20 protein-coding genes are annotated in these 21,888 nt (G+C 69.1%); 8 read left to right on the plus strand and 12 right to left on the minus strand.

The window, feature by feature from the left end; genetic code table 11:
• Positions 1-48 precede the first annotated feature (48 nt).
• The 4 genes from ptsP (at position 49) to tilS (ending at position 5,333) form a co-directional block, all read left to right on the plus strand.
• Positions 49-2,319, plus strand: a complete 2,271-nt coding sequence (gene ptsP / locus ACWPMZ_RS14050; protein ID WP_455704683.1) for a phosphoenolpyruvate--protein phosphotransferase — start codon at positions 49-51, stop codon at positions 2,317-2,319.
• A gap of 99 nt (positions 2,320-2,418) precedes the next feature.
• Positions 2,419-3,273, plus strand: a complete 855-nt coding sequence (locus ACWPMZ_RS14055; RefSeq protein WP_455704684.1) for a helix-turn-helix domain-containing protein — start codon at positions 2,419-2,421, stop codon at positions 3,271-3,273.
• Positions 3,274-3,400: 127 nt separating this feature from the next.
• Positions 3,401-4,387: a tetratricopeptide repeat protein gene (locus ACWPMZ_RS14060; protein WP_455704685.1), complete on the plus strand. Its 987-nt coding sequence runs from the start codon at positions 3,401-3,403 to the stop codon at positions 4,385-4,387.
• Positions 4,388-4,394: 7 nt separating this feature from the next.
• Entirely contained in the window at positions 4,395-5,333 is a 939-nt protein-coding gene (tilS, locus tag ACWPMZ_RS14065) for a tRNA lysidine(34) synthetase TilS (protein WP_455704686.1), read from the plus strand.
• On the opposite strand, the gene ACWPMZ_RS14070 is transcribed toward tilS, so the two are convergent.
• From ACWPMZ_RS14070 to ACWPMZ_RS14090, 5 genes are all read right to left on the minus strand, one after another.
• Positions 5,330-6,049 (minus strand): L,D-transpeptidase family protein, encoded by a 720-nt coding sequence (locus ACWPMZ_RS14070; protein ID WP_455704687.1) that lies wholly within the window; start codon positions 6,047-6,049, stop codon positions 5,330-5,332. The genes tilS and ACWPMZ_RS14070 overlap by 4 nt on opposite strands.
• Positions 6,050-6,137: 88 nt before the next feature.
• Complete coding sequence (locus tag ACWPMZ_RS14075) at positions 6,138-8,915, minus strand: phosphoenolpyruvate carboxylase (protein WP_455704688.1); 2,778 nt, start codon at positions 8,913-8,915, stop codon at positions 6,138-6,140.
• Positions 8,912-9,898 carry a glucokinase gene (gene glk / locus ACWPMZ_RS14080; RefSeq protein WP_455704689.1) on the minus strand — a complete coding sequence of 329 codons (987 nt, stop codon included), beginning with the start codon at positions 9,896-9,898 and terminating at the stop codon, positions 8,912-8,914. Before glk ends, ACWPMZ_RS14075 begins: the two co-directional genes overlap by 4 nt.
• 37 nt (positions 9,899-9,935) lie before the next feature.
• A complete protein-coding gene (locus tag ACWPMZ_RS14085; protein ID WP_455704690.1) occupies positions 9,936-10,736 on the minus strand; it encodes a transglutaminase-like domain-containing protein in 801 nt (266 codons plus the stop codon).
• 34 nt (positions 10,737-10,770) lie between these two features.
• The gene (locus tag ACWPMZ_RS14090) at positions 10,771-11,187 is read right to left on the minus strand and encodes a secondary thiamine-phosphate synthase enzyme YjbQ (protein ID WP_455704691.1); all 417 of its coding nucleotides are present in this window, start codon (positions 11,185-11,187) and stop codon (positions 10,771-10,773) included.
• A 20-nt stretch (positions 11,188-11,207) separates the two neighbouring features.
• Here ACWPMZ_RS14090 and ACWPMZ_RS14095 point away from each other — a divergent pair, with 20 nt between their 5' ends.
• Positions 11,208-11,771 carry an alpha-ketoglutarate-dependent dioxygenase AlkB gene (locus tag ACWPMZ_RS14095; protein WP_455704692.1) on the plus strand — a complete coding sequence of 188 codons (564 nt, stop codon included), beginning with the start codon at positions 11,208-11,210 and terminating at the stop codon, positions 11,769-11,771.
• A gap of 37 nt (positions 11,772-11,808) precedes the next feature.
• On the opposite strand, the gene rimO is transcribed toward ACWPMZ_RS14095, so the two are convergent.
• Complete coding sequence (gene rimO, locus ACWPMZ_RS14100) at positions 11,809-13,191, minus strand: 30S ribosomal protein S12 methylthiotransferase RimO (RefSeq protein ID WP_455704693.1); 1,383 nt, start codon at positions 13,189-13,191, stop codon at positions 11,809-11,811.
• Between the two features lie 70 nt (positions 13,192-13,261).
• Between rimO and ACWPMZ_RS14105 the strand changes: the two genes are divergently transcribed.
• Positions 13,262-13,672, plus strand: a complete 411-nt coding sequence (locus ACWPMZ_RS14105) for a DUF1761 domain-containing protein (RefSeq protein WP_455704694.1) — start codon at positions 13,262-13,264, stop codon at positions 13,670-13,672.
• Here the strand turns inward: ACWPMZ_RS14105 and ACWPMZ_RS14110 are convergent.
• Genes ACWPMZ_RS14110 through serS form a run of 4 tightly spaced genes read right to left on the minus strand, consistent with a single transcriptional unit; the run spans position 13,665 to position 17,526 of the window.
• Entirely contained in the window at positions 13,665-14,729 is a 1,065-nt protein-coding gene (locus ACWPMZ_RS14110) for a potassium channel family protein (protein ID WP_455704695.1), read from the minus strand. The genes ACWPMZ_RS14105 and ACWPMZ_RS14110 overlap by 8 nt on opposite strands.
• A gap of 9 nt (positions 14,730-14,738) precedes the next feature.
• Entirely contained in the window at positions 14,739-15,497 is a 759-nt protein-coding gene (locus tag ACWPMZ_RS14115; RefSeq protein WP_455704696.1) for a LysM peptidoglycan-binding domain-containing protein, read from the minus strand.
• Positions 15,494-16,249: a 5'/3'-nucleotidase SurE gene (surE, locus tag ACWPMZ_RS14120; RefSeq protein WP_455704697.1), complete on the minus strand. Its 756-nt coding sequence runs from the start codon at positions 16,247-16,249 to the stop codon at positions 15,494-15,496. The genes ACWPMZ_RS14115 and surE overlap by 4 nt, the downstream gene beginning before the upstream one ends.
• Positions 16,249-17,526 (minus strand): serine--tRNA ligase, encoded by a 1,278-nt coding sequence (serS, locus tag ACWPMZ_RS14125; RefSeq protein WP_455704698.1) that lies wholly within the window; start codon positions 17,524-17,526, stop codon positions 16,249-16,251. Before serS ends, surE begins: the two co-directional genes overlap by 1 nt.
• Positions 17,527-17,651: 125 nt before the next feature.
• On the opposite strand from serS, the gene ACWPMZ_RS14130 reads away from it, so the two are divergent.
• Both ACWPMZ_RS14130 and ACWPMZ_RS14135 read left to right on the plus strand, forming a co-directional pair.
• On the plus strand, positions 17,652-18,914 hold the full coding sequence (locus ACWPMZ_RS14130; RefSeq protein ID WP_455704699.1) for a sulfotransferase family protein: 1,263 nt from the start codon (positions 17,652-17,654) through the stop codon (positions 18,912-18,914).
• Between the two features lie 44 nt (positions 18,915-18,958).
• Complete coding sequence (locus ACWPMZ_RS14135) at positions 18,959-19,603, plus strand: O-methyltransferase (RefSeq protein ID WP_455704700.1); 645 nt, start codon at positions 18,959-18,961, stop codon at positions 19,601-19,603.
• On the opposite strand, the gene ACWPMZ_RS14140 is transcribed toward ACWPMZ_RS14135, so the two are convergent.
• Both ACWPMZ_RS14140 and ACWPMZ_RS14145 read right to left on the minus strand, forming a co-directional pair.
• Positions 19,604-21,568: a glycoside hydrolase family 3 protein gene (locus tag ACWPMZ_RS14140; RefSeq protein WP_455704701.1), complete on the minus strand. Its 1,965-nt coding sequence runs from the start codon at positions 21,566-21,568 to the stop codon at positions 19,604-19,606.
• A complete protein-coding gene (locus ACWPMZ_RS14145; protein ID WP_455704702.1) occupies positions 21,565-21,798 on the minus strand; it encodes a hypothetical protein in 234 nt (77 codons plus the stop codon). Before ACWPMZ_RS14145 ends, ACWPMZ_RS14140 begins: the two co-directional genes overlap by 4 nt.
• Positions 21,799-21,888: the final 90 nt, after the last annotated feature.

The following is a 21,888-nucleotide window of genomic DNA, read 5'->3' on the forward strand; positions in this document are numbered from 1 at the left end:
GCCTCGTCCCTGTTCAATCGCCCGGGTATGCGGTAGCGGTCGTTCCAGATGTCCGCCGCCGCCGCTGCCCGCTCGATCCTGACCCAGCTACACGAGCTGATGGCCTCGCGCATCAACGCGCAGGGCAAGCTCAACCAGGTCGTCGACATCATCGGCGAGGCGCTCGATAGCGAGGTCTGCTCGATCTACCTGCTGCGCGACGGCATGCTCGAGCTTTTCGCAACGCGCGGCCTGAACCAGAGCGCCGTTCACGTCACCAAGCTGGCGGTCGGCGCCGGTCTGACCGGCACGATCGCGCAGAACATCGAGACGTTGAACCTGGCCGAGGCGGCCACCCATCCCGAGTTCCAGTACCGTCCGGAAACCGGCGAGGAAAAGTTCCATTCCTTCGCGGGCGTTCCGATCGTCCGGCGGGAGCGGGCGATCGGGGTGCTGACGGTGCAACACGCCGAATCGCGCCGTTACGAAGAGGTCGAGATCGAGGCCCTGCAGACCGTCGCAATGGTCCTGGCGGAGCTGGTGCGCAGCGCGGGCCTGGTCGACGAGGAAGCGCCGGGCGCGATTCCCGGTGCCCAGACCGGGCAGGAAATCGTCAAGGGGCTGCAACTCGTCAAGGGCCTGGGCCTGGGCCAGGCATTGTTCCACCAGCCGCGCATCACGATCGAGCAGACGGTCGCCGAGGATACCGAGGCCGAACGCCAGCGGGTCTATCTCGCCTTCGACAAGATGCGCGAGCAGATCGAGCACATGGCCGGACAGGCCGAATTCGGCCTCGGCGGGGAACAGGACGAAGTCCTGCAGACCTACAAGATGTTCGCCTACGACGAAGGCTGGGGCCGCCGGATCAACGAGGCGATCGATTCCGGTCTGACAGCCGAAGCGGCGATCGAGCGCGTCCAGCAACGTACCCGCATGCGGATGCGCGAGATCGACGATCCGCTGCTGGCCGACCGGATGCACGACCTGGAAGACCTGGCCAACCGCCTGCTGCGGATCGTGTCGGGCCAGCTCGGCACCGCGGCCAGCCAGGGCCTCAAGCACGATTCGGTCCTGATCGCCAAGAACCTGGGTCCGGCCGAGCTGCTCGAATACGACAAGCGGCGGCTGAAGGGCGTGGTGCTGGAGGAAGGCAGCCTCACCGCGCATGTCGTCATCGTGGCGCGAGCCATGGGGGTCCCGGTGATCGGCCGCGTGCGCAACGCCCGCGGCCTGATCCGCGAAGGCGACACGCTGCTGGTCGACGGCGACGAGTCGACCCTGACGATCCGCCCGGTCCAGGGCGTACTCGACGGGTTCGAGAGCCGCCTTGTCCGCAGCCGCGAGAAGCAGGCCGCTTATGCCAAGCTGCGCGATGTCGAACCCTTCACGCGCGACGGGCAGCGCATCCAGGTAATGATCAACGCGGGCCTGCGCGAAGACATGTCCATGCTCAGCCTGACGGGGGCCGACGGCATCGGGCTGTTCCGCACCGAGTTCCAGTTCCTGGTTTCCGCCACGATGCCCTCGCGCGACGGGCAGAAGCGGCTGTACAAGGACGTGCTCGACGCGGCCGGAACCAAGCCGGTCATCTTCCGCACCGTCGACATCGGGGGCGACAAGGCGCTCCCCTATACGCTGTCCGAAACCAGCCGCGAGGACGAGAACCCGGCGATGGGCTGGCGCGCGTTGCGGCTGGCGCTGGAGCGCGAAGGCCTGCTGATGGCCCAGGCGCGCGCGCTGATCGAGGCGGCCGGCGGCAAGACGCTGAACGTCATGTTCCCGATGGTGTCCGAGCCGTGGGAATTCGACGCCGCGCGCGAGGTGTTCGAGCGCGAAGTCGCCTATCTGCGCAAGCTCAAGAAGAAGCTGCCCGAGGCGATCAATTACGGCGTGATGCTCGAGGTGCCCTCGCTTGCCGAGATGCTCGACGTGCTGATCCCGCGCCTGTCGTTCATTTCGATCGGCACCAACGACCTGACGCAGTTCCTGTTTGCGGCCGACCGGGCGAACCCCAAGCTGGCCGAGCGCTACGACTGGCTCAGCCCGTCGATCCTGCGGTTCCTGTCGCGCGTGGTGCTGGCCACCAAGGGGCACAAGGTGGACCTGGGCGTGTGCGGCGAGATGGGCGGGCGGCGGCTGGAAGCACTGGCGCTGATCGGGCTGGGCATCCGCCGGCTGTCGATCACTCCGGCCTCGGTTGGGCCGCTCAAGGAGCTCGTTCGCCGCATCGACACGGTGGAGATCGGTGCGGCGATGAAGCAATGGCTGGCCAATCCCCCGCCCGACATGCGCGGGGCAATGATGCAGTGGGCCAAGGAACGTGAAATCGAGGTCGATTGATGCCCCGGCCCCGGCCGCCCTTGACTTGCGGCGCGCCTGTCCGTCTTTTGCGGGTTACGAGAAAACGGGTTGCACGACCCCATGACGCACGGGAGCGACATGGACGACACGAATGACATGATCGAAACGCCGCCGGTGGTCCCGCAAAACGCGGGCGCCCGTCTGCGCGCGGCGCGCGAATCCCTGGGCCTTACCGTGGAGCAGGTCGCCGCGCAGACGCGCATCCCACTGCGCCACCTGATCACCATCGAGAGCGCTGATTACGATAAATTACCCGGGCGAACCTACGCCGTGGGCTTCTCGCGCACCTATGCCAAGACGGTGGGCCTGAACGAGAACGAGATCGTGACGATGGTCCGCGCCGAGCTCGACGAGCGCAGCGGCCGCGATTCCCATCGCCCCGCGACGTTCGAGCCGGGGGATCCTGCGCGGGTGCCCTCACGCGGGCTGGGCTGGCTTTCGGTCGCGGCGGTCGTACTGCTGCTGGCGGGCGGTTTCGCATTCTTCCGTACCGCTCTGGCGCCGGCGGGTGAATTGCCCTCGCTGACCGAACAGGCCGATGCCGAGCGGGCGGCGGCGCAGCGAGCCGCGGCCGCCAATGCCCGGCAGCAGGCGCAGGGGCCGGTCGATCCCGGCGGCGAGGTGGTCTTCACCGCGCTCGAGGATGGCGTCTGGGTCAAGTTCTACGACGCGGCGGGCCAGCAACTGATGCAGAAGCAGATGGCGCGCGGCGAACGCTACGTCGTCCCGGCAAATGCTGCTGGTCCGCAGGTCTGGACCGGGCGGCCCGATGCCTTCTCGATCACCATCGGCGGCAGGCAAGTCGCCAAGCTGGCCGAGGACGACGTCGTGATGAAGGACGTGCCGGTAACGGCCGAGGCGCTGCTCGCGCGGGCCTCGGCGACGCCCGCAACCGCTCCTGCCGGGGAAAACCCCGCCGCGCCCGCGACCTGAGCGCCCCGCCTCCTCGACATTACCGTCCCCCCTTGGCACACTCCGCCGGTTCGTTCGGTCGAGCTCGTTCAGCCGCGGTTCTTTCGCCGGCTGAGAGATCGCAGGGCTGGCAAGAAAGGCAGATTCAATGCGTTTAACCCGATGGGCCGCTTCACGTAACGTGATCGCCGCACTGGCGCTGGCCGGCACCATGATCGTGGCCATGCCGGTGGCCGCGCAGGACGACGCCCGGTTGCGCAAGATCGAGGCGGAGATCCGGGCGATCCAGCGGCAGGTCTTCCCCAATGGTGAGGGGCGATTCTTCACGCCCGAGGTGGTGACGCCCAACGGTCAGGTTCCGGTCCAGAACGTAGGCACCCCTTCGGAAACCGCGGTGACCGATATCCTCGCTCGGCTGGATTCGCTCGAGGCGCAGCTCGCCATGCTGACCGCGCGCAGCGAAGAGAACGCCAACGCCCTCGCGCAGCTCGAAGCCCGGCTCGCGCTGGTCGAGCCGCGCGCCGAGCCGCTCCCGCTGACCCCCGCCCCGGCTCCGGCGCAGAGCACTACCGGCCCGGCCCTCTCGAGCCCGGCGCCGGCTCGCGCCACTCCGACGCCGACCCCTGCGCCCGCACCGGCACGCGCCACGCCGGCCCCGACGCCGACCCCCGCCGCCGCAGCGCGGCCGACGGGGCCCAGCGCCGAACGGCTCGAGCGAGTACGTGCGATCCTCAAGCCCGACACCGGCGATGCGGGCGACGACGATTACACTTATGGCTTCCGCCTGTGGGACGCCGGCTTCTTCCCCGAGGCGCAGCAGGCGCTCAAGCAGTTCGTCGACAAGCATCCCTCGCACTCGCGGATCAGCTTCGGGCGCAACCTCCTGGGCCGTGCCTATTTCGACGACGGGCAACCGCGCGCGGCAGCGCCCTTCTTCCTGGAGAACTACCAGAAGGATCCGAACGGCGCGCGCGCGCCCGACAGTCTGCTTTACCTCGCCGAATCGATGATCGCGCTGAAGGACACCGCGCGCGCGTGCCGTGCCCTGGCGGAGTTCTCCACGAAGTATCCGGCAGTCGCCACCGGGCGGTTGCAGAGCCAGTATGACAAGGACCGCAGGGCCGTCACCTGCTAGCGGCGGAGTGATCGCGGACGAGGCTGCGCGCTTCGAAGCCGACCTGCGCCGCCTGCTCCCGGCGGGCGGAAAGATCGGCCTGGCGGTGTCCGGCGGGCCGGACTCGCTGGCCATGCTCCTGCTGGCGCATGCCGCCATCCCCGAAACCTTCGAGGTCGCGACGGTCGATCACGGCCTGCGCGCGGAGGCGGCGCAGGAAGCTGAATTCGTCAAAGCGGTCTGTGCCGCAAGGGGCGCGGTCCATGCCACGCTGCCGGTCGTTGTGGGGCAGGGCAACGTGCAGAGCGAGGCGCGCCTGGCGCGTTATGCCTCGCTCGCAGTATGGGCGCGGGAGCGGGGCCTCGACGCCATCGCCACGGCGCATCATGCCGACGACCAGGCCGAGACCCTGCTGCTGCGGCTGAACCGGGGGAGCGGTGTCGCGGGGCTCGCCGGGGTCCGCGCGAGGGGGAACGTGCCGGGCAGCGATCTGCCGCTTGTCCGCCCGCTGCTGGGCTGGCGGCGCGCGGAGCTCGCGGCGTTGGTGGACAGGGCAGGGATGACCGCAGTCGTGGACCCGAGCAACGCCGACGAACGCTTCGACCGGGTGCGGATGCGGCGGGCGCTGGCCGGGGCCGATTGGCTCGATCCACGGGCCGTGGCGGCCAGCGCGGCCTGTCTGGCGGATGCCGATCAAGCGCTCGATTGGGCCGCCGAACAGGCCTGGAACGCCCAGGTCACGCGAAACGACGACGCGGTGTTCCTTGCGCCCGGCCTGCCGCGGGCGATCGCGCTCAGGATCGTGGCGCGGATCATGGCGGAGTTCAACGCAGCGCCGCGCGGCGGCGACGTGGCCCGGTTGGTGGATGCGCTGGACGCCGGATCGGCCGGCACGCTCGGCGGCGTGGCGGCGAAGGCGGGAAGGGCCGGCTGGGAGTTCCGCCGCGCGCCCCCGCGCAGGACCTAGGTCTCGATCAGAGCGTCGCCCAGCTTGGCGCTCTTGCCGCGGGTGATGATGACCTTGTCGCCCTTCTTGGCGACGGTGAAGAGCTTGCTGACGAAATCGTTCGGGCTGCCGATGCAGCCGTGGCTGGCAAAGCCGTTCTCGACCGTCGCGCCGCCGTGGATGGCAATGCCATCCCACGTCAGGCGGAGTGTCCAAGGCATCGGCGCGTTGTTGTACTTCTCGGAAACGTTGTGGCGCTCCTTCGACAGGATCGGGAAAGTGCCGAGCGGGGTCGGGTGCTTGTCGGTACCGAGCAGGACGGCGGCCGCGCCGATCTCGTAACCGCCGCGGAAGACCGACAGGACGCGCGCTTCGAGATCAACCGTGATGACCAGCGGGCCGTCGGCCGGGGCGCCGGATTCGTCCCAGTGCCATTCGCCGTACTTGATCGGCCCGTCGATCGGCAGGATTCGCTTGATGACGAATGGTGCCTCCTTGGGCGCCGGGGCGGCAACGGCCTGAGTGGCGGGCCGGGCCGCAGCAGCCACCTGCTGCACGGCCGGCTTGCCGACGGAAGCGGGACTATCGCCAGAGTTGAGCACGTCGTCGGCGGTGAGCCAGGTCGCGGTTCCCTCGGCGTCGCGCGCTTCGAGCGACTGGCCCGTGAAGAACGCCGCACCCAGGGCCAGCACCACCGCTGCCGTCGCCCCGCCAATCCATGTCGTTGCCCTGTTCATGGAGCTACAATGCCGAATTGCCGCGCCGGTGCCAGCCCCCGCGCGTGCGCGTCCCGCAGCGGGACTCGGGCGGGGCAAAGGTTAACGCCTAGCCGTGGGCGCCGAACATGTTGGCGATCGCGGTCGTGATTCGCCGGGTCAGGACATAGGCGTGCTCGATCGGGTCGATATATCGGGCGCGCAGCGCGGCGTATCCTTCCTCGCCGCTGTCGGGGTAGTCGCTCGGCTCGGCCACGGCGAAATCGCCGATACGCGGGAAGTCGGTCGGGAAGGTCCGGCGCAGCTGCTCCAGCGCCTCGTCGATCCGCAGGGTGAAGACCATTTCCAGCACGTCGTCGCGGCTGACGTCGTTCGCCCGGCTGAAGGCGGGGATGGAGACGGCGTTGAGGAACATGTGCTGCAACAGCGCCAGGCGCAGCGCCTGCAGGGCGCCGATCTCGCGGCGCAGGTCCTCGCGCGTGCCGTTGGTGCGCTCGTCGGGCACCAGTTCCAGCAGGCGGTGCAGCTTGAGCGCGTCGATCCGCAAACGGCTGGCCAGGCGGCGGAACACGCCGTTGCGGTCGTCCTTGACGAGATATTCGGCCAGTGCCTCGCACGGCGCCGCAAGGTGGCTCTCGGTGCCGCGATAGGGGCGGCTGGCCCAATAGGCTGAATTGAACAGCTCGCCCCAGGCGGCGACGGTCTTCACGCTGGCCAGCGCATCCGCCGCGCGCACCAGCCGCACCAGCTGGCGCCCGCGTGCGCTCTCGCTCAGCAGCGCCGCCAGCTGCTCGTAGTTGCCCTCGGCCGCGGTGCCGACCCCGGCAATGACGTTCACTGGATAGCCGAGCTGCTGCAGGATGGAATTGTGCGGGATGGCGCGGATCTGCCGCAGGTTCATCTCGCGGTCGGCGCTCAGGTCAGACTGGCGGCGCGAGACGCGGCTGCCGGTGCTGTTCAGCAGGCCCAGGCCGAACGCCGTGACGGCGCGGCTGTAGGTCCGGCTTTCGAGATGCTCGTGCTGGTGATCGCGGATCGCGCGGTAGAAATCGAGGCTGAGATCGGTGCGGCGATAGAACGGGTCGGCGGGCGCGGCGGGATCGGAATGGGCGGGGTCGAGCTCCGCGATGCGGGTCAGGGTGGCGAGCGCGAGTTCGGGCGTGGCGAAGAACAGGTAGCCGTCGCCGCCCTGGAAGCTGACCTCCGGTTCCAGCCGGATTTCCGCGCGGGCGAAGCGGCGCCGGGCCCACGGAGACAGCGGCCATTCGAGCCGGTCCTGCATCCCGCACGGGTGCGCCCCGCGGCCCATGCTCTCGCCGTGGGTGTCGAAAATCAGCGCCGAAACATCCGTCAGATTCGACGCTTTCATCGCCTCGGCCAGTCGCCCCTGCAGGCGTTCGATGGCGAGGCTTGCCGGGATCTGTCCGACGAAGCGCCCGGCGTCGGAAAACCCGGTCTGGATCGAGACCCGCCCGCGCGCCCGGGCATAGGCGCGGTATTCGTCCTCCGCGAGCAGTTCGTCGAGGAAACGGCCGCCATGCTCCAGCGCGCTCTCGGTCTCGAACAGGGGCGAGATATCGACCTTGCCCTCGATCCCGAACAGCTTCGCCAGGTAGAGCGCGGCGAGCATCGTCGCCGGTTCCTCGCATTCGGCCACCAGCATGCGGATCGGCGCGTCGCGGTCGATGTGGGCGAGGATCTGCGCCATCGCCAGGAACTGGCGGATCGCGGTCGAACTCTCGATTGCCAGCGCGGCGAAGTTGCTGCGCAGGGGGAGTACTGCGGCGATCGCCTTGCGCAGGTGGACCATGGCGCCCTTGCTGCCCAGGTCGAGCTCGCCCTTCGGGTCGAGCCGGCGGCGGATCGCGTTGTGGAGCTGCTTGGCGTTCACCCGAAAATGGACCCAGCCCATACTGAGCCCGTCAGCGCGCATCGCCGCGGCGAGCGTCTTGAGCGCGGTGGCGACCGTGGGGTCGGCGACCTTCGCATCGCTTTCCAGCCGCTCGATCCACGGCGCCAGCGACAGGCACTTGCGCGGATCGTTGGCAGTCAGCCGGTTGGCCGCGACCGACAGCGCGGCAGGTTCGGTCAGGTCGGCGGCGAAGTCCGACGCCCGGTCGCGCGCATAGCCGGTGGCCGCGCGCAGCTCGGCCGCCAGCGGGTGGGCCGGATCGATCGCCTCGAGCGCGGCGGTGTATCGGGCCAGCCGCTGGGCCTTCTCGGCCAGCCGGAAACCGATCGAATGGAACCACTTGATGTCGGTCCGCCCGTCCATGTCGTAGCCGACCCAGGTGGCGAAGCGGAACGGCAGCGGCGCCAGGTCGAGCCATTCGCCCGGCCAGCGCTCGCGCGCCACGTCCAGCAGGCGGGTGACGATGCGGTCGCGCGCGTCCTGCGCCCGGGCCATCGCCGCCATCGCCGCCTCGTGCTCGTAGGCGAGCGTCACGGCTGGGCGCTCGGCCGGGGCGACGCAGACCTCGTCCGCCCCGCCGCTGGCGCGTTCGGCCAACGCGGCGGACTGCGCCGGGGCCAGCAGGAAGGTCGGGTGCGCGGTGAACACGGCGTGGAGCCGCGGGACCTCCCAGCTTGCGCGGAAGGCGGCGAAGTCTGCGTCGCCGGCATCCAGCCGGGCGAGGTTCTCGGCCGGGTCGTTGGGCGCGATCAGGTCGCGCAACCGGTCGGCCCGGCGTTCCAGCGCGCGGCATTCCAGGTGCGCGATGAGGCTCTCGCAGGCGCCGAGCGAGAGTTCGCCGCTCTCGATCCGGCGCGACAGGTCGAGCGAGAGCTGGAAAACCGGATTGAACAGCGGCGTTTCGCGGGTGCGGGCGTGCAATTCCTGCAGGCGCCCGAGCAGGTCGTCGGCGGTGTCGAGCGCCGAGTCGCTCATGGATGCTCGCTGGCGAAGGCGGCCGCCGCGCCGAGCAGGCCGGGCTCGGGATGGATCAGCATGCGGACCGGGATTCCGCTCATCATGTGTTCGTAGCGGCCCTTGTGGACGAAACGTTCGGCAAAGCCCGAGACCGGGAGCAGGTCGCGCAGCCGCTGGACGAGCCCGCCGGCGAGGACCACCGCGCTCGACCCGTGGGCCAGCGCGTAATCGCCGCACACGCTGCCGAGCGACTGGCAGAACCGCTCCACCGCCGCGCGGCACAAGGCGTCCGTGCCGTCGATGCCGCTTTCCCAGATCGCCTTGTCGTCGAGATCGGGCAGGACCCGCTGCTCGATCCGGCCGAGGATTTTTCGGATGACCACGATGCCGGGGCCGGAAACGACGCGCTCCAGGCTGACCCGGCGGTGCTGCTGGCGCAGGTCGGCCAGCAGCATGTCGTCGATCGGGTCGACCGGCGCGAAATCGACATGCGCGCCCTCGGTCGCCTGGACATGGTAGCCGCCGGGATGGCGGTGAAAATGCGCCACGCCCAGGCCCGTGCCGGGGCCGATCACGCTGACGGTTCCGTCGCCGGGTAGGGGCGCGTCGGGGCCGGCCACCGGGACGAGATCGGCGGCATCGGCCCGTGCCACGGCATGGGCCACGGCGCCGAAATCGTTGATCAGGGTCATCCGCTCGAGGCCGAGATCGCCGGCGATCCGGTCGGGCCGGAACGACCAGGTGTTGTTGGTCATCCGCACGGTCTGGCCGTTGACCGGGGCGGCGATGGCGATGGCCGCGTCGCGCGGCAGGGGGGCGCCGGCCTTGGCCTGGTAGGCTTCCCAGGCGGTCTGCAGGCTGACGTGGTCGGAGGTCCTGAACTTGACCGGTTCGCCCAGCACGATGCCCAGCGGCCCGATCTGCGCCGGGGCGAAGCGGGCGTGGGTGCCGCCGATGTCGATGACGGTCAGGTGCGTTACGTCGGACCTCCCTTCAGGCATGCCCATGCTGCACCGCAACATGGGCTGGCGCAAGCGATTAGTCCTCCTTGCGCACGGACACCGTCTTGTCGCCGAAATCGGCGTTGCCGAACACGGTCATGAAGGCGACGTCGGCCGCGTCGCGCCCCACACCGATCTTCACCATTTCGGCCGGGTCGGCCATGCCGGTCGCGTCGATCAGGTGCCAGGCCCCGCCGCCCGGGATAGTCGGATCTGCCAGGAAAACCTCGGCCACGGCGTGGAAATCGGGCGGCTCCACCCCGGGCGCATAGACGCTGACGTAGCGCGCCGGGATGGTCGAGGCGCGCGCGAGGGTGATGACCAGATGCGCGTAGTCGCGGCAGATGCCGTGGCGTTCGACAAAGGTGTCGAGCGCAGTCGTGTTTGTGTCGCTCGATCCCGGCGTATAGGTCAGGTGGCTCGCGACCCAGTCACGGATCGCCTCGATCCGTGCGCCCCCGTCGCTGTCGGCGAATTCGTCGGACACGAACGACTGGAAGCGGTCGGCCGGGCAATAGCGCGAATCGAACAGGTACTCGACCGCTTCGCCGGGCAGTTCGTGCGGATCGAGCCGGTTGAGCGTGGCGATCTCGGCCAGGATGCGCTTGACCTCCACCCGGGCGGTATAGGCGACCTCGTAATGCCCTTCGGCATGCAGCCAGACGCGCTCACCGATGGAATCCTGGGCAGGCACACGGGCGTGGTCCTTCGCCTCGGTCAGCTGGCAATCGCAGGCGAGGATTTCCTGCTCGGGAATGTCCGCCGCCTCGAACTGGAGGAGGACATCGGTCGGCTGCGAGAGGTCGAACGAGAAGCGAGCGTCTATGGCTATGGGCATATGCCGGGCCAATGCACGCGCGGGCCAGGTGTTCCTAATTCCCCATCGCGTGGGCGACGACATAGCGCCGGCTGCCCGCCGAACGGTGCTCGGCAAGGTAGATCCCCTGCCACGATCCCAGCAGCATCTTCCCGTCGGCGAACGGGATCGTCAGGCTGTTGCCGGTGAGCATGGCCTTGATATGCGCGGGCATGTCGTCGGGCCCCTCGGCATCGTGCTCGTAGCCGTCGCCCTCGGGCGCGGCCATGGCGAGCCAGCGCATCAGGTCGCGGCGCACGGCCGTCGCGGCATTCTCGTTGATCAGCAGGCTGGCGCTGGTGTGCTGGCAGAACAGCGTGACCGTGCCCATCCCGATGTCGGCCGCGCGCAGCCAACTGCCCACGTCGTGGGTGATCTCGAGCAGGCCCTGCCCCTCGGTCTCGAACGTCAGGATGGCGTGCGCCTGGTGCATGGCGTTCCTATATCCGAAAAATGGTAAAGCAGTGTGAACTCTTCGCCAGCCCGCCCGTGGTGCCGGGGCTGGTCCTGGTCGAGGAAGCGGTAAGCGAGGCGGACGAGGCCGCGATCGCCGCGGCCATCGACGGCGCGCCGCTCGCCCCGTTCCAGTTCGGCCAGTGGCAGGGCAAGCGGCTGACGGCGAACTATGGCAGCGCCTACGACTACCAGCGCGGCCGGCCGACCGAGGCGCCGCCGCTGCCGGGCTGGCTGGTGACCCTGCGCGCCCGGCTTGCCCCGCTGGCCGGGCACGCCGCGGAGGATTTCGTGCAGGGCCTGCTGATCCGCTACGATCCCGGCGCCGGCATCGGCTGGCACCGCGACCGGCCGCAATACGGCGACGTGCTGGGCCTGTCGCTCAGCGCGCCGGCGACCTTGCGGCTGCGGCGACGGACGGGGAGCGGGTTCGAGCGCCGCAGCGTGGAACTGCCGCGCCGCTCGCTCTACCTGCTTTCGGGCGAGGTGCGCGAGGGGTGGGAGCACTCGATCGCGCCGATGGAGGTGGTCCGCCGCAGCGTCACGCTGCGCACGATGCGATAACGGGGCCGCGCGCGAACAACCGCGCCGGCCGCCCGGGTCAGGCCGGAGCGGCGATGACCCCGAACAGGTCGTGCTCGTCGGCTTCCTCGACCAGCACCTGCGCAAAATCCCCCGGGCGGAGACCCGCGGGCACGTTGCGCAGGAAGACCTGGCCGTCGATCTCGGGCGCGTCGGCCTGGCTGCGGGCGGTGGCGCCGATGTCGCCATCCTCGTCGGGCTCGCCCACTTCGTCGACGATGACCGGCAGCGTGCGGCCGACCTTGGCGGCCAGCTTGTCTGCGCTGATCCGCGCGGTCAGTTCCATCAGCCGGGCGTAGCGCTCTTCCTTCACCGCCTCGGGCACCGGGTCGGGCAGGGCATTGGCCGCCGCTCCTTCGACCGGTTCGAAGCGGAAGGCGCCCACGCGGTCGATCCGCGCCTGTTCGAGCCAGTCGAGCAGGTACTGGAAGTCCTCCTCGGTCTCGCCCGGAAAGCCGACCACGAAGCTCGAGCGGACGGTCAGGTCCGGGCAGATCGCGCGCCAGTTGGCCAGCCGCTCGAGCACGCGGGCGTCGTTGGCCGGGCGCTTCATCGCGCGCAGGATGCGCGGGCTGGCGTGCTGGAACGGAATGTCGAGGTAGGGCGTCAGCAGCCCTTCGGCCATCAGCGGGATGACCTGGTCGACGTGCGGATAGGGATAGACGTAGTGCAGGCGGACCCACGGCACGTCGCCCTGCGGGGTGCGCAAGCCGCCCAGTTCGCGCGCCAGATCGGTCATGTGCGCGCGGACCGGCGCACCCTTCCACATCTGGCTTTCGTGCCGGGTGTCCACGCCATAGGCGCTGGTATCCTGGCTGATGACCAGCAGTTCCCTGGTGCCGGCCGCCACCAGCTTTTCCGCCTCGCGCAGCACCGCGTCGATCCGCCGGCTGGCGAGCTTCCCGCGGATCTGCGGGATGATGCAGAAGGCGCAGGTGTGATTGCAGCCCTCGGAAATCTTGAGGTAACTGTAGTGCCGCGGCGTCAGCTTCACGTCGTCGAGGTCGGGCTGGGGAATCAGGTCGACATAGGGGCCCTGCGATGCGGGCGCCGCCTCGTGCACGGCCTCGACCACCTGCTCGTACTGCTGCGCCCCGGTCACCGCCAGGACCTGCGGGAAGCGGGCGCGGATCACCTCGGCGTCCTCGCCCATGCAGCCGGTCACGATGACCTTGCCGTTCTCGGCGATGGCCTCGCCGATCGCCTCGAGGCTTTCCTCCTTGGCGCTGTCGAGGAAGCCGCAGGTGTTGACCACGACCACGTCGGCGCCCTGGTAGTCGGGGCTCATCGCGTAGCCGTCGGCGCGCAGGCGCGTGAGGATGCGCTCGGAATCGACCAGCGCCTTAGGGCAGCCGAGCGATACCATGCCGATCTTGCGCTGTTCGGGAATGCGGGTGGCCATTGCGCGGCGGCCCCTACACCCATGGGCGCGGTTGCGCTAGAGCAGCGGCGGTCGCGCGGGGGAGGTGACGATGGGCAATGTGAATCTACTGGCCGTTTTCCTTGGCGCGGCCGCGTTCTTCGCGATCGGCGCGCTGTGGTACGGCCCGCTGTTCGGCAAGGCATGGAAGGCGCTCGTCGGCTACGACGGGGAAAGGATGCCCCACCCCGTGTCGCGCACGCCGATGCCGGTGATCATGGGGCTGGCTTTCCTGTTCGAACTGCTGATCGCGCTGATGCTGGGCCACAACATCGCCCGGGCGAATCCGGCGCCGCACGTCATCATGATGATGGCAGTCGGCTTCGGGGCGACGATCATGGCCCCGGCGCTGGGCATCAACTACCTGTTCCAGCAGCGCACGGGGAAGCTGTTCGCGATCGACGCCGGCTATTTCCTGGTCGGCATGGCCGCGATGGGCGGGGTGTTCGTGGCCCTCAGCTGACCGGGAAGTCGCCGGGCTGGGTGCGGCGGATCTCGACGATCACGTCGCCTTCCTGCAGCGCGCCGGCCTCGTCTTCCCAGAAACCGGTCACGTTGTCGCCGCGATAGACACGCAGGCCGCGCCCGCCGGTGTCCAGCTCGTCGAGCGACTTGCCGATCTCGCCGGGCGTGACCGGCCGCTCCACCAAGTGCACCCGCCCGGTGACCGAGGCGAGGTCGGCAAGGTAGTCGGCCACGTGGGCGCCCTGCGCGCTGCCGGCCAGCAGCAGCCCGGTAAAGCGCACCGGGTTAATCACGTTGTTGGCCCCGGCCTGGCGCGCCAGCAGTTCGTTGTCCGACGCGCGCACGACCACGCTGATCGGCACCTTGGGCGCAAGGTGGCGCACGGTCAGGACGATCAGGATGGAGGCGTCGTCACGCCCGGCGGACACCAGCACCGACCGGGCGCGGTCGATCTGCACGGCCAGCAGGCTGTCGTCGCGCGTGGCGTCGGCCTCGATCACGTTGCAGCCTTTTGCCTCGGCATGTTCGAGCCGCTCCGCGCTCGGGTCCATCACCACGATGCAGGATGGATCGGTGCCCCGGGCGATCAGTTCCTCGACCGCCTCGGAACCCGACACGCCGTAGCCCAGCACGATCAGATGGTCGGACAGCTTTGACTGGATGCGGGACATGCGCCATTTCTCCCAGCTTCTCTTGATGACGAAATTGTAGGCCGCGCCCACGAAGATGAAGATCACCGCGAAGCGGATCGGGGTGACGATGACCGCTTCGATGAATCGCGCGCGGTCGCTGATCGGGGCGATGTCGCCGAACCCGGTCGTGGTGATCGAGATCATCGTGAAATAGAACACGTCGAGGAAGCTGACCACGCCGTCGTGATGGTCGACCAGCCCCTCACGGTCGAACCAGTGGATGATCGCGACGAGCATGACCAGCGCGAAGGCTGCCAACACGCGGATGCCGATGTCGGCCCAGACCGGCACCTTGAGCGCGCGGCGCAGCGGAGCGAAGCGGCGAACCCTTACCGTGTTTTGCGATCGGTTCCCCTGCGCCATCGCCCCAGCCTAGCGCAGCAGGGGGCCGGGATCGACCAGATCGCCGTCGTGACGGATCTCGAAGTGGATTTCCGCGCCGGCGGCCTTGCCGGTCCCGGCGATGCCGAGCCGCTCGCCGGCCTTGATCGCATCGCCAACGGACACGGTGGCGCGGGCCAGTTCGCCGTAAGCGCTTTGCCACCCGTTGCCGTGGTCGATCACCACCAGCTTGCCCCAGCGCGACTTGTCGTCGGTTACCGTCACCACGGACCCGCTCGCCGCCGCGCGGACCATGTCGCCCGGCTTCGCGGCGATGTCGAGCCCGGCATGGCCGCCGCCGTCGGCACGCCTTTTCCAACCGAGCAGGACCTTCCCGTCGTGCGGCTTGCGGAACCACGGCCGGCGCGGCGTCGTCGGAGTGGCGCGCTCGGGCAGGACGGCGGGAATGATCAGCCGCTGGCCGAGTTTCACCGTCCCCCTGGCGTCGAGCCCGTTCGACAGCGCGATCTGGCTGGAGGGAACACGGTACCGCTCGGCGATGCGCGACAGGGTGTCGCCCGATTTGACGGTGTGCGTCTTCTGCCGCGGGATAACCAGCTTCTGGCCCAGCTTCACGACATAGGGTTCGGCAAGCCCGTTCGCCTCGGCCACGACCACTTCGGGCACCCCGGCGCGGTTGGCGATGCCCTTCAGGGTTTCGCCTTCCTCCACGATATGTTCGCTTTCGGTCGCCGGATCGCCCGCGGCGATGGACAGGACAGCGCCGAACAGCAGAAACACGCGCTTCATTCGCCGTATCCTTCCGCCAGCAGGCCGATCGACGCGTGGTGCGTCAGGTCGACCTGGAGTGGCGTGACCGAGATGAATCCGTCGTTGACCGCCTCGAGATCAGTGCCGTGGTCCAGCGTGTGCTCCACGTCGTCCAGCCCGAACCAGAAGTACGGCCGCCCGCGCGGGTCGACACTCTCGACCAGCGATCCACGGGCGTAGTCGTGGAACCCCTGCCGCACCACGCGGATGCCGCGCACGGCGGCGGCGGGCAGGGCGGGGAAGTTGATGTTGACCACCGTGCGCTTCGCCATGTTCAGGTCGAGCAGCGGGCGCAGCACCCGCGCGGCCCAGCCTTCGGCGGCGGCGAAGCCCTGGCCGGCATCGCGGGTCGCCTGGCTCAGCGCGACCGCCTTGATCCCCGCCAGCGCGCCTTCCATCGCGGCCGAGATCGTGCCCGAATAGGTCACGTCGTCGGCCAGGTTTTCGCCGCCGTTGATACCGGAGATGACGATGTCGGGGCGCTTGTCGCCGAACAGCTTGCGCAGTCCCAGGTTGACCGCGTCGGTCGGCGTTCCGGTGACCGAGAAGCGCCGCTCGCCGTGTTCGCGCAGGCGCACCGGCATGTGCAGCGTCAGCGAATGCCCGGCGCCCGATTGCTCTTCCGCCGGGGCGCAGACCCAGACGTCGTCGGACAGCTGCGCGGCGACCTTCTCCAGCAGGGCCAGCCCCGGTGCGTGGATACCGTCGTCGTTGGTCAGCAGGATGCGCATCAGGCGGTCGGGGTCAGCCTTTCGAGCCCACCCATATAGGGCTTGAGTGCGCCCGGCACGGCCACGCTGCCATCGGCCTGTTGATAGTTCTCCAGCACCGCCACCAGCGTCCGCCCGACCGCGAGGCCCGAGCCGTTGAGGGTATGCACGAAGGCTGGTTTGCCGTTGTCTGCCCGGTAGCGCGCGTTCATCCTCCGCGCCTGGAAATCGCCGGTGTTCGAGCAGCTTGAAATCTCGCGATAGGCACCCTGTCCGGGCAGCCAGACCTCGAGGTCGTAGGTCTTGCGCGCTCCGAAGCCCATGTCGCCGGTGCATAACAGCACCTTGCGGTACGGCAGGTCGAGCGCCTTGAGGATGTCTTCGGCGCAGCCGGTCATCCGCTCGTGCTCTGCGTCGCTGTCCTCTGGGCGGCAGATGCTGACGAGCTCGACCTTCTCGAACTGGTGCTGGCGGATGAAGCCACGCGTGTCCTTGCCCGCAGCGCCGGCTTCGGAACGGAAACACAGGGTGTGCGCGGTCATGCGGATCGGCTCGTCCAGCTCGGGCAGGATGCTGTCCGCGACCGATGCGGTCAGGCTTACTTCGCTCGTCGGGATCAGCCAACGCCCATCGGTCGTGCGGAAGCTGTCCTCGGCGAACTTGGGCAGCTTGTCGGTGCCGTACATCGCCGCATCGTTCACCAGCACTGGCGGGTTGCACTCGGTGTAGCCGTTCTCGCGCGTTTGCGTGTCGAGCATGAACTGGGCGATGGCGCGGTGCAGGCGCGCCATGTCGCCGCGCAGGAAGGTGAAGCGCGCGCCCGACAGCTTGGCACCGGTTTCGAAATCCATGCCCAGTGCAGGTGCAAGGTCGGCATGCTCCTGCGGTGTGAAATCGAAAGTGCGCTTTTCGCCCCAAGTGTAAATCTCGACGTTGTCGCTTTCGTCCTCGCCCCTGGGGACCGAGGGATCGGGCAGATTGGGCGTGTTGGCCAGCAGCCCGGTCAACTCCTCGCCGAGCGCGCGATCCTCGTCCTCCAGCGCCGGCAGTTCGGCCTTGATCTGGGCCACTTCGGCCTTGAGCGCCTCCGCGGCGTCCTTGTCGCCCCTGCCCATCGCGGCGCCGATCGCCTTCGACGCTTCGTTGCGGCGGGCCTGGGCCTCCTGCATCCGCGTGGCGACCGCGCGGCGGCGTTCGTCGAGGGCGAGAATCTCGCCCGAGAGCGGATCGAGCCCGCGCGCGGCGAGGCCGGCGTCGAAGGTTTGGGGAACGTCCCGGATGGCGCGCAGATCGTGCATGGGCGCGGCCTATCCCGCAGCCCAGCGGGCTTGTCCAGTGGCCAGCTCGGAACCTGCGCCGATCCAAGGCGTCTTTTTCGGACAGCGTACGCCCACCGTCCGCCGACACGAAGGAAAGGCCAGACATGACCAATCCCCCGCGGCGGACGCGGTTCATCGGGGCGCTCAAGACAGCCATGCTGGCAGCGCGCAAGACAGGCGTCGCGAGCAAGCCGGAACTCCGCCGCGAGGCACTGATGGCGCGCGTGGCCGATGAGACCGGCCTGAGCGATTTCGGCGACGACTGGTTCCATGCCCCCTACGACCGGCTGGTCGAAGCGATCGAGGGCGAGGCGCAGCTCAATGCCGCCGGCGAATGGGCGGCGATGAAGCAGTTCGAGAAGATGCTGCGCGACCGCGTGTGGCAGCGGCAATGGGTCGCACGCCACCCGGAGATCGCCGCCCGACCGCTGCCACACCCGGTGGTCATCGTCGGCCCGATGCGTTCGGGCACCACGCGGATGCAGCGCCTGCTCGCCTGCGACGAGCGCTTCAACGTGCTGCGCAGTTTCGAGACCATCAGCCCGGTGCCTGCCCCCGATTTCGAGCGCGGCGCGCACGACCCGCGCATCACACTCGCGCGGCGCATCATGCGGGTGGCGCGCCTGGCGAACCCACGCACCCTAGCGATCCATCCGACCGGCCCGATGCAGCCCGAAGAGGAGCTCGGCCTGTTGTGCTCGAGCTTCTGGGGCATGAAGCACGAAGCGCAGTGGCACGTCCCCGGCTACGGCCGCTGGTGCGAGGCGCGCGATGCGACCGGTGCCTATCGCCAGCTCGCCCGGTTGCTGCAACTGGTTGGCTGGTCGCAGCAGTCCTCCTCGCTGCGGCCGTGGATCCTCAAGACCCCGCAGCACATGATCGACCTGAAGGCGCTGCTGAACGTTTTTCCGGACGCGCGGATCATCGTCACCCACCGCGATCCGCTCTCGGTGGTCGGCAGTTCCGCCTCGCTCGCCTGGAACCAGACCTGCATCTACTCGGACCACGCCGATCCGCACGCTATCGGCCGCGAGTGGCTGCGCAAGACCGGCGTTCAGATCGAGCGGATGCGGCAGGGGCGCAAGTCTCTCCCCGCCAGCCGCGTGATCGACGTCCACTACGACGAGATGGAGACCGATTGGCGCGGGACGATGGCGCGGGTCTATCGCTTCCTCGATCTCGACATCGAACCGGTCCTGCCCCGGATGGCCGCCTACCAGCGGCGCACGCGCGACGGGAAGCGCCGGGTCCATCGCTACAGCCTGGCCGAATGGGGCCTGTCCGCCGGGCGGGTGCGCGAAGAACTGGGCGACTACGTCAGCACCTATGGTATTGCCTCGGACGAAAGGCGCGCCGCCCGCGGCTGATGCCAGCGCAGCGCCGCCGAAGGGGCCATGGAGGGACAAGAGGGATGAACTTTGCCGATCCGGCAGTGCAGGCCGTTTTCGAAAGCTATGAAGCGCGCAACGCCAGGGAAGGCGAACGCATGCGCGAGCCGGGCGCCAACGCGCTGTCCTTTCGTGACGAGCTTCTGCTGCCCGTCGGGCCCGAAGTGGGGCGGCTGCTCCATTCGCTGATCATCGCCCGGCGCCCCCGGCGGATCCTCGAGCTGGGAACCAGCTATGGCTATTCCACCGTGTTCCTGGCCGATGCCGCGCGGGCGGTCGGCGCGGTCGTCGTGACGATGGAAATGGCCGACTACAAGCAGGCCGAGGCAAGAAAGCAGATCGCCGCCGCCGGCCTGTCGGACCACGTCGAATTCCGGCTGGGCGATGCGGTCGAGATGATCGGGGCCGACCCGGGCGAATGGGATTTCGTCCTGCTCGACATCTGGAAGGACGTCTATGTCCCCTGTTTCGAGGCATTCTATCCCCGGCTTGCCGAGGAGGCCATCGTGGCGGCCGACAACATGATCATGCCGCAGCAGGCGCGCGCCTCGGTCCGCGCCTATCGCGCGGCGGTGCGGGCCAAGGCCGACATGCAGCAGGTGCTGCTGCCGGTGGGGCAGGGGGTCGAACTGGCCGTACGCTGGAGCGCCGGGAACGCGAAGCTCTAGCTAGTCCACGATGCCCGCGCCGTAGCCGAACAGCGGCGCGGCGCTGTCGTGGGGCAGCGCCGGATGCTGCGCTTCGACCGCAGCCATCGAGGACGGAAGCTCGAACGGCAGCCGGCCGCGCGCCCTTGCCTTGCCGAGCACCACGTCGAGCACGGCCGCATCGTCCGCCCCGAAGTTCGCCAGGATGACGTCCGCCTTGTCCATCACGCCCGTCAGGACGGCCGGGCGGTCGAGGAAGAGCGAGAGCACGGAAGGCTTCCCGGCTTCCCTGGCCCGGACGAGTGCATCGAAGGCCGGGTCGCCCGGCCGGAAATCGAGCCGTCCTTCCTTCTGCATGCGGCCGAAGAAGTGGTGCGGGTGCAGCAGCTCGGACGGCGTCTCGGCGCGGATCAGCGCGAAGTCCGCCTGGTCCGGGCTTTCGACGGGGATCAGTCCGGCGCGCGTCGCCGCGGCGGGGTCCATGCCGACGAGCCAGACCCGCGCGCCCGGGCGGCCGAGCGGCAGCTTCGCATCGTCCTTCAGCAGCACCTGGGCCTCGCGCTGGGTCCGTTCGGCCAGGGCGACGTCGGCAGCCCGGCCGATGTCGGCACCGGCGGCCGCGGGGTCGACGTAGGGGTTTTCGAACAGGCCCAGCTGGAATTTGGCGATGAGGATGCGGCGCACCGACCGATCGATCCGCGCTTCGCCCAGCAGGCCCCGGCGCACCGCCTCGACGATCGGGGCGACATCCTCGGTGCCGCCGAACTGGTCGATCCCCGCGTCGATGCCCTTGGCGTAGCGCTGCGCGACGGTGAGACCTTCGACGCCCCAGCTCGTCGCGATGAACTGCGGCGCCTGGGGCGCGGCGGCGGTGGGGGCTCGGCATTGCTCGGGGCAGTCGGCGGTGATCGCCCAGTCGGACAGGATGATGCCCTGGTATCCCTTGTCGTCGCGCAGCAGCCCATCGAGCAGCTGCTTGCTGTAGCCCGGACCCACTTGTTCGAGCGGCTCGCCACGATACGAAACGCCGCGCAGGATCGGATAGGCCGGCATGACCCCGCCGGCCCTGGCGGCCAGCGCACCGTCGAACGCGCGGACATGCCGCGCGAAGCTGCGATCGTCGAGATCGGCAAAGCGGCCGTAGTGGTTGTGGGCATCGAACCCTTCGGGCTGCGCGCCGTAGCCAACCCAGTGCTTGACCACGGTGAGAACCCCGCCGGGCTGGAGCCCCTGCGTCCCGCCCTGAAACCCCGCGACGTAGGCGCCGCCCAGTTCGCTGGCGAGGTCCGGATCGCTGCCGAAGGTTCCCGCCATGCGCGGCCAGCGCGGCTCGGTCGCCAGGTCGACTTGCGGCGAGAGCGCCTGGTGGAGGCCGACCGCGCGATATTCGCGCGCGGCGATCTGCCCGAACCGCCGGACCAGCGCGGCATCGCGCAGCGCGGCGAAACCCGTGCTCTCGGGCCACTGCGTGAACCCGTCGCCGCGCACGCTGGCCCCTGCGACATACTGGAAGTGGTGCCGTGGATCGCTGCTGATCGTCAGCGGAATGCCCAGCCGGGTGCCCTCGGCGATCGCCTGGACCGCGTTGTTTTGCGCCGCAAAGGCGGCCGGTGCGATGGCCATCCGGGTAATGAAGCTGGTGATCTTGCGGGTACCGATGAGATCCCCGGCGGCGGCAAGATCGTACTCTTCGGGATTGAAGCGCTTTTCCGGTCCGCCGAGGCCCGGCAGGGTCGCATGAAGGAGCGTGCCGGCCTTCTCCTCCAGCGTCATGCGCGCAACGAGATCGTCGGCCCGTGCCTCGGGCGCCAGGCGCCAGTCTTCGTAGGGCGTCAGCCGTCCGTCGCCGTCGAGATCGCGGAAGGTCAGGCCGGCGACGCTGACCGTCCCCTTGCTCCGGCCGGCGACGTTGGGCTGGTCGGGCAGGGTAGCGCACCCCGCCAGGGCCAGCGCCGCCGCGGCCAGTAGAGCGACCCGCAGCTTCATCGGCGGAACAGCAGCGTGACGAGGAACAGCACCGTCCTGGCGTCGAGCAGGCGGAACAGCTTGCGCGCCTCGCCCGGGGTAAGGCGCGCCGCCATCGGCATCGTGCCGAAAATCTTGCCGCGGATGACGAGATCGGAGCCGTCGCGCTCGATCTTGCGGACGGCCATCAATTCCTTGCCCTGCGCGTCGAGAATCGTCCCGACCGCCTTGCCCTTCGCCTTGTCCGCCACCCGTTCGCCTCTCCGCCAGAACAGCTTGCAGGCGTGCATGAGCGAGGCGGAAAGGTAAAGATCGACGTCGCCATGCGGTGCTCGTCGGCG

It is taken from the genome of Tsuneonella sp. HG222 (assembly GCF_053819185.1).

Excerpts from the sequence above, each read along its gene's own strand:
- ACWPMZ_RS14110 (WP_455704695.1), bottom strand. The coding sequence starts at position 14,729 with ATGGCGCAGGGGAACCGATCGCAAAACACGGTAAGGGTTCGCCGCTTC.
- ACWPMZ_RS14115 (WP_455704696.1), bottom strand. The coding sequence starts at position 15,497 with ATGAAGCGCGTGTTTCTGCTGTTCGGCGCTGTCCTGTCCATCGCCGCG.
- rimO (WP_455704693.1), bottom strand. The coding sequence starts at position 13,191 with ATGGCCACCCGCATTCCCGAACAGCGCAAGATCGGCATGGTATCGCTC.
- ACWPMZ_RS14130 (WP_455704699.1), top strand. The coding sequence starts at position 17,652 with ATGACCAATCCCCCGCGGCGGACGCGGTTCATCGGGGCGCTCAAGACA.
- ACWPMZ_RS14135 (WP_455704700.1), top strand. The coding sequence starts at position 18,959 with ATGAACTTTGCCGATCCGGCAGTGCAGGCCGTTTTCGAAAGCTATGAA.
- ACWPMZ_RS14105 (WP_455704694.1), top strand. The coding sequence starts at position 13,262 with ATGGGCAATGTGAATCTACTGGCCGTTTTCCTTGGCGCGGCCGCGTTC.
- ACWPMZ_RS14075 (WP_455704688.1), bottom strand. The coding sequence starts at position 8,915 with ATGAGCGACTCGGCGCTCGACACCGCCGACGACCTGCTCGGGCGCCTG.
- ptsP (WP_455704683.1), top strand. The coding sequence starts at position 49 with ATGTCCGCCGCCGCCGCTGCCCGCTCGATCCTGACCCAGCTACACGAG.
- ACWPMZ_RS14095 (WP_455704692.1), top strand. The coding sequence starts at position 11,208 with ATGGTAAAGCAGTGTGAACTCTTCGCCAGCCCGCCCGTGGTGCCGGGG.
- ACWPMZ_RS14070 (WP_455704687.1), bottom strand. The coding sequence starts at position 6,049 with ATGAACAGGGCAACGACATGGATTGGCGGGGCGACGGCAGCGGTGGTG.
- serS (WP_455704698.1), bottom strand. The coding sequence starts at position 17,526 with ATGCACGATCTGCGCGCCATCCGGGACGTTCCCCAAACCTTCGACGCC.
- ACWPMZ_RS14140 (WP_455704701.1), bottom strand. The coding sequence starts at position 21,568 with ATGAAGCTGCGGGTCGCTCTACTGGCCGCGGCGGCGCTGGCCCTGGCG.
- ACWPMZ_RS14090 (WP_455704691.1), bottom strand. The coding sequence starts at position 11,187 with ATGCACCAGGCGCACGCCATCCTGACGTTCGAGACCGAGGGGCAGGGC.
- ACWPMZ_RS14060 (WP_455704685.1), top strand. The coding sequence starts at position 3,401 with ATGCGTTTAACCCGATGGGCCGCTTCACGTAACGTGATCGCCGCACTG.
- surE (WP_455704697.1), bottom strand. The coding sequence starts at position 16,249 with ATGCGCATCCTGCTGACCAACGACGACGGTATCCACGCACCGGGGCTG.
- ACWPMZ_RS14085 (WP_455704690.1), bottom strand. The coding sequence starts at position 10,736 with ATGCCCATAGCCATAGACGCTCGCTTCTCGTTCGACCTCTCGCAGCCG.
- glk (WP_455704689.1), bottom strand. The coding sequence starts at position 9,898 with ATGCCTGAAGGGAGGTCCGACGTAACGCACCTGACCGTCATCGACATC.
- ACWPMZ_RS14055 (WP_455704684.1), top strand. The coding sequence starts at position 2,419 with ATGGACGACACGAATGACATGATCGAAACGCCGCCGGTGGTCCCGCAA.